This window comes from Streptomyces sp. NPDC029169 (assembly GCF_055563935.1).
This window is the reverse complement of sequence record NZ_JBVHXA010000005.1, coordinates 294,567-307,398: the sequence shown is the minus strand read 5'-3', so window position 1 is coordinate 307,398 and position 12,832 is coordinate 294,567. Positions and strand designations below refer to the sequence as shown.

Below are 12,832 nucleotides of genomic sequence, written 5' to 3'. Positions count from 1 at the left end.
GAAGCAGCTGAGGAAGCTCGGCTTCTAGTTACGCCCCCTCCTTCAGGACCTTCGTGATCAGCGCGCGCTGCGCCCGCGTCAGGCGCGGGTCGCAGCAGCGGATCGTCTCGCCGTCGATCGTGATCTCGTAGGAGAAGCCGTCCGGCACGCCCAGGCCGTCCTCACCGCCCTCCTCGAGGACCGTGCCGGCCAGGGTCTGCCACTCCGCGGCGTCCGGCACGGCCGAGGTGTCCACCTCGGCCGTCCGCTCGATGCCCGCGAAGCCGCCGGTGCGCCGCACTCGAATACGCATGCCCTCTGGTCTACCAGTCCATCGGTCCGTCAGTCCGTCGGTACGCCGACGGCCGCCCAGGCCTTCAGTACGGCCTGGATCTCCTCCCCGTCCCCGTACCGGGCCTTCGCCGCCGCGACCGTCGCCGCCGCGAACTCGGTGAACCGGGTCTCGGGCGTCAGCGCGCCGCCGGTCATCACGTCGTACCAGATCTGGCCCGCCCGCTCCCAGGCGTTGCCGCCCAGCTCGGTCGCCGCGAGGTAGAAGGCGTGGTTCGGGATGCCCGAGTTGATGTGCACCCCGCCGTTGTCCCGGCTCGTGCGGACGTAGTCGTCCATGTGGCCCGGCTGCGGGTCCTTGCCGAGGACGTCGTCGTCGTACGCCGTGCCCGGCGCCTTCATCGAGCGCAGCGCCGTCCCCTCGACGTTCGGATGGAACAGGCCCTCACCGATCAGCCAGTCGGCCTCTGCGGCGCTCTGGCCGCGCGCGTACTGCTTCACCAGCGAGCCGAACACGTCCGAGACGGACTCGTTGAGCGCCCCCGACTGGCCGAAGTACTCCAGGTTCGCCGTGTACTGCGTGAAGCCGTGCGCCAGCTCGTGGCCGATCACATCAACGGGGAGCGTGAAGTCGAGGAAGATCTCGTCGTCGCCGTCGCCGAACACCATCTGCTCGCCGTTCCAGAAGGCGTTGCCGTAGTTCCGGTCGTAGTGGACGGTCGCGAGCAGCGGCAGCCCCGAGCCGTCGATCGAGTCCCGGCCGTAGGCGTTCAGGAAGAGCTCGAAGGTGGCGCCGAGCCCCGCGTACGCGCGGTTGACGGTGGCGTCCCCGGTCGCCTCCTGCCCTTCCTCGCGGACCGTGACGCCCGGCAGCTCCGTGCCGCCCTGGGCGTCGTAGATCGTGCGCCGGGGGCGGGCGGACTCGGCGGGCTCGGGAGCCGCAGCGGAGGGGGAGGCGGCCGAGGGGAGCAGGCGGGCGGTACGGGCCGCGGCGTCGGCGACCAGCGTGCGCCGGGCGACGGCCGCGATCGCCGGGTTCCCGGACCGGGCCAGGTGCTCCAGGAGGTGCGGCGGCACGATCGTGCAGAAGACGGGGTGGTACGAGTGGGAGGTCATCCCAGCAATGTGGCACTCGGTCATGGAACTGTCACTAGGGGCGACCATGATCCGCGAAATGGAGTGATTCGTCACCTTTTCGTATTGACGCCCCAGCCGTCCCGCATACTGGAACACCTGGTCCGCCGTGCGCGGACCTGAGCTAGGCTGCGGCACATCATGCGTTTCGGGCTGCTTCTCCTTAGCTGCCGCGGCGAGGGCCTGTAGTCGTAGGCCGACCCCCTCCCCGCGGGACCTGGTGTTGCGTTCGACAGTCGGCCGTCCCTCCCTCCCGCAGGACCCGAGGAGCCGTACGCAATGTCCCAGCCCGTTGGCCGCCCGACGCCCATCACCAACGCCACCCAGATGCAGAAGCCGTCCGGGATGCCGATCCACAAGTACGGCCGGTACGAGGCCGTGCACATCCCCGACCGCACCTGGCCCGAGCGGCGCATCACCAAGGCCCCCCGCTGGCTGTCGACCGACCTGCGCGACGGCAACCAGGCCCTGATCGACCCCATGAGCCCCGCCCGCAAGCGCGAGATGTTCGACCTGCTGGTGCGCATGGGCTACAAGGAGATCGAGGTCGGCTTCCCGTCCTCCGGCGAGACCGACTTCGCCTTCGTGCGCTCCATCATCGAAGAGGGCGCGATCCCGGACGACGTCACCATCTCCGTACTGACCCAGGCCCGCGAGGACCTGATCGAGCGGACCGTGGAGTCCCTGGTCGGCGCCAAGCGCGCCACCGTCCACCTGTACAACGCCACCGCGCCCACCTTCCGCCGGGTCGTCTTCCGCGGCTCGAAGGAGCAGATCAAGCAGATCGCCGTCGACGGCACGCGGCTGGTCATGGAGTACGCGGACAAGCTGCTGGGCGACGAGACGATCTTCGGCTACCAGTACAGCCCGGAGATCTTCACCGACACCGAGCTGGACTTCGCCCTGGAGGTCTGCGAGGCGGTCTGTGACGTCTGGCAGCCCGAGGAGGGCCGCGAGATCATCCTCAACCTGCCCGCCACCGTGGAGCGTTCGACGCCCTCCACGCACGCGGACCGGTTCGAGTGGATGTCCCGGAACCTGACCCGCCGCGAGTTCGTCTGCCTGTCCGTCCACCCGCACAACGACCGCGGTACGGCGGTGGCGGCGGCCGAGCTGGCGATCATGGCCGGCGCCGACCGCATCGAGGGCTGCCTGTTCGGGCAGGGCGAGCGGACCGGCAACGTCGACCTGGTGACGCTGGGCATGAACCTGTTCTCGCAGGGCGTGGACCCGCAGATCGACTTCTCGCAGATCGACGAGATCCGCCGCACGAGCGAGTACTGCAACCAGATGGAGGTCCACCCGCGCCACCCCTACGCGGGCGACCTGGTCTACACCGCCTTCTCCGGCTCCCACCAGGACGCCATCAAGAAGGGCTTCGACGCCATGGAGGCCGACGCGGCCGCCCAGGGCAAGACCGTGGACGACATCGAGTGGGCGGTGCCGTACCTGCCCATCGACCCGAAGGACGTCGGCCGTTCCTACGAGGCCGTCATCCGGGTCAACTCGCAGTCCGGCAAGGGCGGTATCGCGTACGTCCTGAAGAACGAGCACAAGCTGGACCTGCCGCGCCGGATGCAGATCGAGTTCTCGAGGATCATCCAGCAGAAGACGGACTCCGAGGGCGGCGAAGTCACCCCGGCCGCGATCTGGTCGGTCTTCCAGGACGAGTACCTGCCGAACCCGGACAACGCCTGGGGCCGCATCCAGCTGCGTTCCGGCCAGACGACGTCCGACACGGACGGCACCGACACCCTGACCGTCGAGGCGGTCGTGGACGGCGTCGAGACCGTGCTGTCCGGCTCCGGCAACGGTCCGATCTCCGCCTTCTTCGCCGCGCTGCAGGCGATCGGCGTGGACGCCCGACTGCTGGACTACCAGGAGCACACGATGAGCGAGGGCGCCTCCGCGCAGGCCGCCTCGTACATCGAGTGCGCCATCGACGGCAAGGTCCTGTGGGGCATCGGCATCGACGCCAACACCACCCGCGCCTCGCTGAAGGCCGTCATCTCGGCGGTCAACCGCTCCGCGCGCTGATCCGTCACTGAAGGCCCCGACGTCGCACGGCGACGTCGGGGCCTTCCCCATACACCCCTGAGGGTGATCTCGTCGGAGCGGGATCCGCGTCGTGTCTCGGCCAAGTCGGTGGCGATCTGGCGACGAGGTGCTGACGCCACATCAAGGATGTGGCTAACATCACTCCCCACGTCGGCAATGTCGCCGGTTCGTCAAGGGAGGTGCGGCGTGCGGTCTGCCCGAGAGTCACGCGGACGAAAAGTGAGCATCTGCGGCATTCGTACCTCCTGGAACACCGTCGGGGACGGCGAGTTCTTCTGCGAGGAGTGCGGCGGCGACCGCAACTACCGAAGGCGGACCGGGCGTCGGCGGTTCGCGGTCCTGGGCGTGCCCCTGCTCTCCCGCGGCCTCGCCGGACCGGTCGTGGAATGCGCCGCCTGCCATACACACTTCGGCACCGAGGTGCTCGACCACCCGACGACGAGCCGCTTCTCCGCGATGCTGCGGGACGCCGTCCACACCGTCGCCCTCGCCGTCCTCGCGGCGGGCGGCACCTCGTCCCGTACGGCCGTGGACACCGCGGTCACGGCGGTCCGTGCGGCCGGCTTCGACGAGTGCACGGGCGTCCAGCTGGTCGATCTGGTCGAGGCGCTCGCCGCCGACACCGGCCGGTTCCTGCCGGACGCGGGCAGCGGGGGCGCGGCCCTCGCCATCGAGCTGCACGAGGCCCTGGAGCCGCTCGCCCCGCACCTGGCCGCCTCCGGGCGCGAGTCGATCCTGCTCCAGGGAGCCCGGATCGCGCTCGCGGACGGGGCGTACAGCCCGGCGGAGCGGGACGTGCTCCACACGGTCGGCAACGCCCTCGCGCTGTGCACGGACGACACCGCCCGGCTGCTCGCCACCGCGAGGACGCTGCTCTGAGCCTGAGGGGCTACGGCGCGATGTTGTGGTTGAGACGGAACAGGTTGCCGGGGTCGTAGCGGCGCTTGACCGCCCGCAGCCGGTCGTAGTTCTGCCGGTAGTTGGAGCGGACCCGGTTCTGGTCGTCGGCGTCCAGGAAGTTGATGTAGCCGGCCTCCTCGGTGTGCGGCCGCAGGGCCTCGTCGTACTCCCGCGTCCAGGCGATGTTCGCCTCGTTGTCGGCGGGGTCCGTGTGGCTCGTGCCGAACGCGTGCGAGTAGGCACAGTCGCGGTAGGCGAACGCGGTGTCCTCGGGGCCGACGCGGTGGCACGCGCCGTCGATCGGGAAGATGACCGTGTCGCTCTCCATCGAGGGCATCGTCTCCCCGTAGCGCGCGTGCACATCGATGGCGCCGTCGCTGAGATCGCGGCTGAAGTTCCCCTTCCAGTAGTGGTAGAGCCCCGGCGGCAGCTGGTCGTCGAAGAGCGTGTTGATCACCGGGTACGGCATCCGCTCCACGTACCTGCCGAGGACCGGGCCGAGCTCGTCGAGCAGGCCGAGGACGTTCTCGTCCTCGGAGGAGGGGCCGCTGAAGCAGGTCAGCACGCCGCAGACGGGCCGGCCGTGCCAGCGCTCCGGCAGGAACGGCAGCTCCGGTCCGAGCCCGATGACGAAGATCGTGTTGAGCTCCTCGGGGGCGCCGGCGTTCATGTCCCGCCAGCGCCGGGCCACGTCCCCGTCGAGGGGGTAGAACGCCGGGCCGCCCAGGATGTCCGACACCGGGTGCAGGCGGTAGACGAACGAGGTGACGACCCCGAAGTTGCCTCCGCCGCCGCGCAGCGCCCAGAACAGGTCGGGGTGCCGTTCGGCGTCGCAGGTGACGAGGGTGCCGTCGGCGGTCACGACATCGGCCTGGACGAGGTTGTCGCAGCTCAGCCCGTAGCGGCGGGCCAGGTTGCCCATCCCGCCGCCGAGGGTGAGCCCGGCGATGCCGGTGGTGGAGACGACGCCGCCGGTGGTGGCCAGACCGAAGGCGTGCGTGGCGTGGTTGAAGTCGCCCCAGGTGCAGCCGCCGTCGGCCCGTGCGGTACGGGTCACGGGGTCGACGCGGACCGAGCGCATCCGGGACAGGTCGACGACGAGCCCGTCGTCGACGGTGCCGTATCCGGCGACGGCATGGCTGCCGCCGCGGACCGCGAGCGGCAGCCCGTGATCCCGGGCGAAGAGGACGCCGGCGATGACGTCGCCCGCGTCCACGGCCCGGACGACGACGGCCGGACGACGGTCGTGAAGCGCGTTGTAGACCCGCCGGGCCTCGTCGTACGCGGCGTCGCCGGGGACGACGACGTCACCGCGGACGGAGCCGCGCAGGGTGTCGAGCGAGTCGGGCGGGACTGCGGTGATGAGGGTGTCGGTGGTGTTCATGCCCCCGTTCTAGGCCGCGCGGGCGGGCCCGGGCATCGCCCGAACGACCCACGTTGGACGACCGCCGCGAGATGGGCGGAACGACCCATGGGGGCCCTACGCGGGGGTTCCGGCCAGGCCGTGGGCGTAGGCGTAGGCCGTGGCGGCGGCGCGGGAGGTGACGTTCAGTTTGGCGAAGATGTTGTTCAGGTGGCGGGCGACCGTGTGCTCGCTGATCACCAGGGCCTGGGCGATGTCCCGGTTCGTGCCGCCCTCCGCGACCAGGCGCAGGACCTCCGCCTCGCGGGCGGTCAGGCCGCCGGGCAGCGGGCGGTGGCGCCGCTCCGTCAGCAGGGCCGCCGCTCGGCGGGCGTCCGGCAGCGCGCCGAGCCGCTCGAAGGCCGCGCGGGCCGCCACGAGTTCCAGACGGGCGGCCTCCTCGTCGCCCGCGGCCCGGTCGGCGGCGGCGAGCAGCATCCGTACCTGCGCCGCCTCGTACGGGATGCGCAGCGCCAGCCAGCCCGCCAGCGCCCGGCGCAGCGGACGCAGGGCCGGCTCGTGCCGGGCGAGCGCGAGGGCGCCGCGGGCGGTGTCGGCCATGGCGTTCAGGAGCGGCGTGTCCCCGGCGAGCCCCGCCAGCTCCTGCGCCGCGTCGGCGGCCCCGTCCACGTCCCCGACGGCCAGCGCCACCTCCGTCTGGGCGGCGAGCAGCCGGGCCCGGCCCAGGAGGTCGTGGCGCGGGTCGCTCTGACAGGCCAGGGCCAGCTTCAGACCGGTCACGGCGGCGTCGGCCTTGCCCTGGGCGAGCCGGAGCAGCGCCAGCCCCGGCTGCGGGATACGGCCGAGCTCGTGGGCGTGCGCGTACGAGACGGCGGCGGCGTCGAGCCGCCCCTGGCGACGGCGGATCTCCCCGGCCGCGTAGTACGCCTCGGCGGCGACGTCCAGGCTGTCCACCAGCACCTCGCCGCACACCCGCCCGGCCTCGGCCTCGGCGAGCGTCCACGCGCCGAGCAGGTCGAGCACCTCGACGTGGTGGATCCGGCACAGGCCGCGGAAGGGGTTGTCGGTGGCCTGTTCAGGAGCCACGGGCGTCGTGGCCAGCGGGTGTGAGTCCGGGTCCGCCGCGCGGACGTGCTGGGACCAGGGGACCTCGCACCAGGACATCGCCGCGTCCGTCCACTCCACGGCCCGGCGGAAGTCCGCCGCCTCCATGCACTGGGTGAGCGCCAGACAGAAGATGAAGCCGGTGAACATGCCGCTCAGCTCGCCCGCCAGGACCGACACCATCGCGTCGTCGAGCAGGGCCAGGCCCTCCGCCCTGCGGCCCTCCGCGATGAGGACCGCCGCGTGGGCCTGGCGGCTCAGGGCGATCACGTCCGGGCTGCCGGAGTCGCGGGCGAGGCGCTCCATGCGCCGTGCCGCGGCGAGCGCCGCCTCCGCGTCGTGGTGCTCCTGGGCCTCCTCCGCGTCCGCCCAGGCGATGAAGCACTGCTCGGGGCAGTCGGGTTCGCCCTCCAGGTGGTGACGGGACCTGTGCAGCCAGCCCGCCGCGGCCGCCGGCCGGCCCAGGCAGCGGTACTCGAAGTACAGCCACCACGCCGCGGCCCCCGCGCCCCGGTGGTCGCCCGCCGCCACGTACCCGGCATGCGCCCGCAGCCGGGCGGCGATCGACTCGTCCACGTGCCCCGTCCAGTACGCGGCGTCCGCGAGCAGGTCCAGTTCGCCCGGGCCCAGCGCGGCGGAGGGGTGCCGGTCGGCCTCGCGCAGCAGTACGTACACCTCGGCCCAGGACTCCCGGGCCGCCGCGGCCCGTGCCCGCTCTACGGCGGGGGCCTGTTCGACGGGGACGGCCATCGCCGCTCACTTCCCTTCCCGGTCCTTCCAGGTTAGGACGGTCGGCAGGCGGGCGCCTCGGACAGACCTCGGGCCCGACTCGTCGTCGACGAGTCGGGCTCGGGTCCTGCAGGTACGGGTGGTCAGCCGAGGTCGACGCCGCTCGCGCGGAGCATGTCCTCGCGCTCGACGATCTTCACGCGCTCGCGCCCCTGCGGCTCGCCCAGCGCCTTCTCGGCGGCGTCGAGGGCGTACCAGCCCTCCCACGTCGTGTACGTGAGGCCCTTGCCCTCCAGGAAGGCGACGACCGCGTCCACCTCCGGCGACTCGGGCGTGAGCAGCCGGCCGTTGGCGAAGTCGTCCAGCAGGTTGGCCACCGTCTCGTTGGCGTCGCCCTTGGTGTGGCCGATGAGGCCGACCGGGCCGCGCCGGATCCACCCGGTGACGTACGTCGACGCCAGGTGCGCGCCGCCGTCCTCGATGACCCGGCCGCCGGCGTCGGGGACGGTGCCGCTGGCGGTGTCCCAGGGGAGCTTGGGCAGCTCGTCGGAGAGGTAGCCGACGGCGCGGTAGACGGCCTGGACGTCCCAGTCGGTTGTCTGGCCCGTGCCCTTGACGTTGCCGGTGCCGTCCAGCTCCGTGCGCTCGGTGCGCAGGCCGACGACCTTGCCGTCCTCGCCGAGGATCTCGACCGGCGACTCGAAGAAGTGCAGGAAGAGCTTGTGCGGGCGGTCGCCGATGTCGCGGATCGCCCAGTTCTCCAGGGTCTTGGCGACCATGTCGGTCTGCTTGTTCTTGCGCCGCTCGGCGATGGAGCCCTCGTCGTAGTCGATGTCCTCGGGGTTGACGATGACCTCGATGTTCGGGGAGTGGTCCAGCTCGCGCAGCTCCATCGGGCTGAACTTCGCCTGCGCGGGGCCGCGGCGGCCGAAGACGTGGACCTCCAGCGCCTTGTTCGCCTTCAGGCCCTCGTAGACGTTCGGCGGGATCTCGGTCGGCAGCAGCTCGTCCGCCGTCTTGGCGAGGATCCGGGCGATGTCGAGGGCCACGTTGCCCACGCCGAGGACGGCGACCTTCTCGGCCTCCAGCTTCCAGGTGCGCGGGACGTCCGGGTGGCCGTCGTACCAGGACGCGAAGTCGGCGGCGCCGAACGAGCCGTCCAGCTCGACGCCCGGGATCCGCAGCTCGCGGTCGGCCATGGCGCCGGTCGAGAACACCACGGCGTCGTAGAACGCGCGCAGGTCGTCCAGGTGGATGTCCGTGCCGTAGTCGATGTTGCCGAAGAGGCGGACCTGCGGCTTGTCGAGCACCTGGTGCAGCGCGGTGATGATGCCCTTGATACGCGGGTGGTCGGGGGCGACGCCGTACCGGATCAGGCCGAAGGGAGCCGGCATCCGCTCGAAGATGTCGATGGACACACCCGGCTCGGCGGCGGCCTCGGACTTCAGCAGCGCATCGGCGGCGTAGATTCCGGCGGGGCCGGCGCCGACGATCGCGACCCGGAGAGGGCGGGGCATGTCAGGTTCCCTTCGCAAGCGACGTGACGGCGAGAGCTGCCGTCACTTAGGTCACCCTAAATAACGCCTTTCACGGACCGGTACCCGCCCCCGGTCTATGGCCCCATAAGGCAGACTTATGACTTCCCAAAGGGGAAGCTAGAGCTCCTCGCCGAGGACGGCCATGACGGTCATCCAGATCGCGAGGCCGGCGCCGTTGAGCCCGCAGAAGAGGATGAACGCGCCCACGGTGATGTCGAAGCGCCGCATGAACGGCGTCTGCGGCACGATCACGTCGGACGGGTCCCGCGGGTCTTGATGGTGCGCAGGATGACGAGGGCGGCGCCGTCGACCTCCTCGGTCAGCTCGGGCAGGAGCGCGTTCACGGCGTCGGCGAAGACGACGGCGGCGGCCTCGCTCACGTCCTCGATGCGGTGGACGGCCGGCTCGGCCCCCGCCGGGGCCCTCAGCTCGACCGTGACGGACCGTCCCTCGGCGCGGACCCGGGCGACGGCCTCGACGGGGATCGTCAGCCTGTCGCGGGGGCGCTCCAGGACCAGCGCCTCGCGCTCGGCGCTCAGCACGGCACCGCCGCGGCCCTGGAGGACGGGTACGGGCGAAGTGATCGACACGGGGCGTGTCTTAGCCCTTCAAGCCGGTGACGAAGACGGCCCACGCGGCGGCGGGGACGATGAGGGCGGGGCCGGTGGGATTCTTGGAGTCCCGGACGGGGACGACACCGGGCACGTCGTCCAGGACCTCGACGCAGTTGCCGCCCTCGCCGTTGCTGTAGGAACTCTTACGCCAGGCGGCGCCGACGAAGTCGTACGCCACCTCGATGCAGTCGCCGCCTTCGCCGTTGCTGTACGAGCTCTTGAACCAGCGGGCGTTGCTCAGGTCGTACTCGCGCATCGTCTGTAGTCCTCAGCCGCCGAGTCGATCAGGGCCAGGGACGCCTCCGGCGACATAGCGGCGGCCCTGAGCAGATCGTAGGCGCGCTGTGCGCGCTTCACCACTGCCGGATCGTCCAGCAATGTTCCCGAAAACGACGTCTCTGTATAGCCCGTTGGCGGCGCGTCCTCGAACTCCATGAGCCTGAGCGAGCCTTCCATGGCTGCGTGTGCACCCGCCGCCCGCGGCAGCACCGTCACCAGCACCGCCCGCTCCCGCACCAGCGCCGCCAGGTGCTCCAGTTGCGCCGCCATCACCGCCGTCCCGCCGACCGGGGTCAGCAGCGCGTTCTCGTGCACAATCACCCAATACTCGGGCCTTGTAGCGTCCTTGAGGATCCGCGCCCGGTCGAGTCGCGCGGTGACCTTCTCCTCGACGTACTCCTCGGTGACGAACGGGTTCGCCGCCAGCGTCACCGCCCTCGCGTACTCCGCCGTCTGCAACAGCCCCGGCACCACCGTCGGCGCGAACTCGCAGATCTTCGTCGCCAGCGCCTCCAGCTCCACCACCGGCTCGAAATAGGTCGCGTACGGCGAGGCGTTGATCAGGCGTCTCCACGCCCGTTCGAAAAAGCCTCCGGTTTGTAGGACCTCGTCGATTCGCCGCGCCACGTCCAGTTGCGGTTTCCGAATTCCCTGTTCGAACTGGCCGATGTATCCCCCGGAAACGAACACCCGCTCGCCCAGCTCGGTCTGCGTCATCCCCTTCGCTTCTCGCTGTGCCTTCAGCTCCTGGCCGAAGAACCGCCACGTGTCCAACCGCCGTGCTTTGGCCATGGATTAACTCCCCCACGCTGCCTCGCAGTTGTAGGACCTGCGCATCTGTCGATTCTACGGATCCGGCACCACCCTGGGTGCGGTAAACGAGAAATGGATTCGGAAAGGGATGCGTTGGTGAAGGAACAAGACACGCGGTCGATCACGGGGGCCGTCGAAGAAGCGAGCGATACGGTGACGGAATTGCGTCAGGCACTCGGACGGGCGGGAATCGTGCTGCCGTCCCTCGGGCTCGACGTCGTCACCCTCGCCGCCGACTCCCCGCACCAGCCGCCGCTCATCGAATTGGGACGCTGCACGGTGGAAACGGCGCGCCTGCTGGCAGCCGCCGTACTGCCGCCGCCTGGGGAAGAAGGGGGCCGGTCATGAACTTGCCCATTGGGTCGTACGTCGTCGAGATCCGCACCGGACGTGTGGGCACGGTCATGGGGCACGAGGGCCCGTACATCCAGCTACGGCCGCTCGGGGGCGGGCGGGAGTGGGACGCCGAGCCGGAGGGGGTCCGCGAGGCGACCTCGGCGGAGCGCCTCCGCGCCGCCACGGCCCACGCGAACGCGCGGAGCCGGGGCGAGGTGCCCTGAGCGCACTCGGGTGGAGCCGCAACCTGGCGGTCCGTTAGTCCATCCGCCTCGCCCGCGCTGCACGAACGCCACCGCACCGGTTACGTGGTCGCCGCGAACCGGTTCGGAGTTCGGGGTTCGTCGACAGCGAGAGGGAACGAGGTGTTCGGCATGGCGGGACGAGGCCGGGTCGCGAGACCGGCGTACCGGTTGGCCGCGGTGTCCGCGGTGGCGGGGGCGCTGCTGGCGGGGGGACTCACGGGGGCCGGGGCGGCGGCCCACCCGACGGGGCGGTACGTGGTCGTGCTGGAGGACTCGGCCCGTGACCGGCTCGACGCGATCGTGCGGGAGCACGGCCGGGCCCACGGGGTGACGGCGGGCTTCCGGTACCGGCACGCCCTGGTCGGGTACTCGGCGGTGATCCCGGAGTCCCGAGTGGCGGCGCTGCGGGCGGCCGAGCACGTGGCGGCGGTGGCCCCCGATCTGCCCGTACGGGCCACCCAGCAGACGCTGCCGACCGGGGTGGACCGGGTGGACGCGGATCTGAGCAGCACGCGTGCCGGGGACGGGACGGGATCCGTCGGCGTCGGGGTGGCGATTCTCGACACAGGGATCGACAACCGGCACCGTGATCTCAACGTGGTCGGCGGGGTCAACTGCACGAGTCCTTTGTTCCCCGGGTCGTACCGCGACAACAACGGACACGGCACCCACGTGGCCGGCACCGCCGCCGCCCGGGACAACGGCGTCGACGTCGTGGGGGTCGCGCCCGGCGCCCCGCTGTACTCGGTCAAGGTGCTGGGTGCCCTGGGCACCGGGTTCACCTCCAACATCGTGTGTGGGCTCGACTGGGTGGCGGACAACGCCGCCGCGCGGAACATCAAGGTCGCGAACATGAGCCTCGGCGGGGCCGGTACCGACGACGGCAACTGCGGCATCACCAACGGCGACCCGGAGCACCGGGCGATCTGCCACGTGGTCAACCAGGCCGGCGTCACGGTGGTGGTGGCGGCCGGCAACAGCAATGACGATGTCGCCAACCACATTCCGGCCGCCTACGACGAGGTGCTCACCACGACCGCCATGGCCGACTACAACGGCCGACCCGGGGGAGGCGCGGTCCCGACCTGCCGAACCGAACCGGACGACACCAGGGCGGCCTTCTCCAGCTTCGCCGTCAGCTCCGCCGACGCGGCCCACACCATCGCCGGTCCGGGGGTGTGCATCCGGTCCACGCGCCTCCGCGGCGGCACCACGGTCCTCTCCGGCACCTCGATGGCCTCGCCGCACGTGGCCGGAGCGGCCGCCCTGTGCATCGCCGGGCCGTGCGCGGGCCTGACCCCGGCCGAGGTGATGGCCAGGCTCCGTACCGACGCAGCCTTCCAGCCCGCCGCGTACGGCTTCGCCGGCGACCCGAACGCGCCCGTCAGCGGTCGCTACTACGGATACCTCGTCCACGCCGGCGGCTACTGAGCCCCTTCCGCAACGACC

General features: G+C 71.2%; 14 protein-coding genes. 5 read left to right on the top strand and 9 right to left on the bottom strand.

Features of this window, described 5'->3' with window-relative positions; genetic code table 11:
* Window positions 1-28: 28 nt before the first annotated feature.
* Together ACZ4VI_RS12755 and ACZ4VI_RS12750 are read right to left on the bottom strand one after the other, a co-directional pair.
* Complete coding sequence (locus ACZ4VI_RS12755; RefSeq protein WP_467999199.1) at window positions 29-292, bottom strand: protealysin inhibitor emfourin; 264 nt, start codon at window positions 290-292, stop codon at window positions 29-31.
* Between the two features lie 29 nt (window positions 293-321).
* On the bottom strand, window positions 322-1,386 hold the full coding sequence (locus ACZ4VI_RS12750; RefSeq protein ID WP_467999198.1) for a M4 family metallopeptidase: 1,065 nt from the start codon (window positions 1,384-1,386) through the stop codon (window positions 322-324).
* A 297-nt stretch (window positions 1,387-1,683) separates the two neighbouring features.
* On the opposite strand from ACZ4VI_RS12750, the gene leuA reads away from it, so the two are divergent.
* Together leuA and ACZ4VI_RS12740 are read left to right on the top strand one after the other, a co-directional pair.
* A complete protein-coding gene (gene leuA, locus ACZ4VI_RS12745; RefSeq protein ID WP_467999197.1) occupies window positions 1,684-3,441 on the top strand; it encodes a 2-isopropylmalate synthase in 1,758 nt (585 codons plus the stop codon).
* 177 nt (window positions 3,442-3,618) lie between these two features.
* Window positions 3,619-4,341 carry a tellurite resistance TerB family protein gene (locus ACZ4VI_RS12740; protein WP_467999196.1) on the top strand — a complete coding sequence of 241 codons (723 nt, stop codon included), beginning with the start codon at window positions 3,619-3,621 and terminating at the stop codon, window positions 4,339-4,341.
* 10 nt (window positions 4,342-4,351) lie between these two features.
* Here the strand turns inward: ACZ4VI_RS12740 and ACZ4VI_RS12735 are convergent, their stop codons facing one another.
* The 7 genes from ACZ4VI_RS12735 to ACZ4VI_RS12705 form a co-directional block, all read right to left on the bottom strand.
* Entirely contained in the window at window positions 4,352-5,746 is a 1,395-nt protein-coding gene (locus ACZ4VI_RS12735; RefSeq protein WP_467999195.1) for an FAD-binding oxidoreductase, read from the bottom strand.
* 96 nt (window positions 5,747-5,842) lie between these two features.
* Window positions 5,843-7,579: a LuxR C-terminal-related transcriptional regulator gene (locus ACZ4VI_RS12730; protein WP_467999194.1), complete on the bottom strand. Its 1,737-nt coding sequence runs from the start codon at window positions 7,577-7,579 to the stop codon at window positions 5,843-5,845.
* A gap of 122 nt (window positions 7,580-7,701) precedes the next feature.
* A complete protein-coding gene (locus tag ACZ4VI_RS12725) occupies window positions 7,702-9,075 on the bottom strand; it encodes an FAD-dependent oxidoreductase (RefSeq protein ID WP_467999193.1) in 1,374 nt (457 codons plus the stop codon).
* A gap of 138 nt (window positions 9,076-9,213) precedes the next feature.
* Window positions 9,214-9,348, bottom strand: coding sequence for a hypothetical protein (locus ACZ4VI_RS12720; protein ID WP_467999192.1), 135 nt, complete (start codon window positions 9,346-9,348; stop codon window positions 9,214-9,216).
* On the bottom strand, window positions 9,345-9,686 hold the full coding sequence (locus ACZ4VI_RS12715; RefSeq protein WP_467999191.1) for a hypothetical protein: 342 nt from the start codon (window positions 9,684-9,686) through the stop codon (window positions 9,345-9,347). The genes ACZ4VI_RS12720 and ACZ4VI_RS12715 overlap by 4 nt, the downstream gene beginning before the upstream one ends.
* Before the next feature lie 10 nt (window positions 9,687-9,696).
* Window positions 9,697-9,966: a DUF397 domain-containing protein gene (locus ACZ4VI_RS12710; protein WP_467999190.1), complete on the bottom strand. Its 270-nt coding sequence runs from the start codon at window positions 9,964-9,966 to the stop codon at window positions 9,697-9,699.
* Window positions 9,948-10,781 carry a helix-turn-helix domain-containing protein gene (locus ACZ4VI_RS12705; protein WP_467999189.1) on the bottom strand — a complete coding sequence of 278 codons (834 nt, stop codon included), beginning with the start codon at window positions 10,779-10,781 and terminating at the stop codon, window positions 9,948-9,950. Before ACZ4VI_RS12705 ends, ACZ4VI_RS12710 begins: the two co-directional genes overlap by 19 nt.
* A 117-nt stretch (window positions 10,782-10,898) precedes the next feature.
* On the opposite strand from ACZ4VI_RS12705, the gene ACZ4VI_RS12700 reads away from it, so the two are divergent.
* The 3 genes from ACZ4VI_RS12700 to ACZ4VI_RS12690 all read left to right on the top strand — a co-directional run bounded on the left by ACZ4VI_RS12700 (window position 10,899) and on the right by ACZ4VI_RS12690 (window position 12,814).
* Window positions 10,899-11,150: a hypothetical protein gene (locus ACZ4VI_RS12700; RefSeq protein ID WP_467999188.1), complete on the top strand. Its 252-nt coding sequence runs from the start codon at window positions 10,899-10,901 to the stop codon at window positions 11,148-11,150.
* Window positions 11,147-11,362, top strand: coding sequence for a hypothetical protein (locus tag ACZ4VI_RS12695; RefSeq protein WP_467999187.1), 216 nt, complete (start codon window positions 11,147-11,149; stop codon window positions 11,360-11,362). Before ACZ4VI_RS12700 ends, ACZ4VI_RS12695 begins: the two co-directional genes overlap by 4 nt.
* A 150-nt stretch (window positions 11,363-11,512) precedes the next feature.
* Window positions 11,513-12,814 (top strand): S8 family serine peptidase, encoded by a 1,302-nt coding sequence (locus tag ACZ4VI_RS12690; RefSeq protein WP_467999186.1) that lies wholly within the window; start codon window positions 11,513-11,515, stop codon window positions 12,812-12,814.
* The last annotated feature ends 18 nt before the right edge of the window (window positions 12,815-12,832 follow it).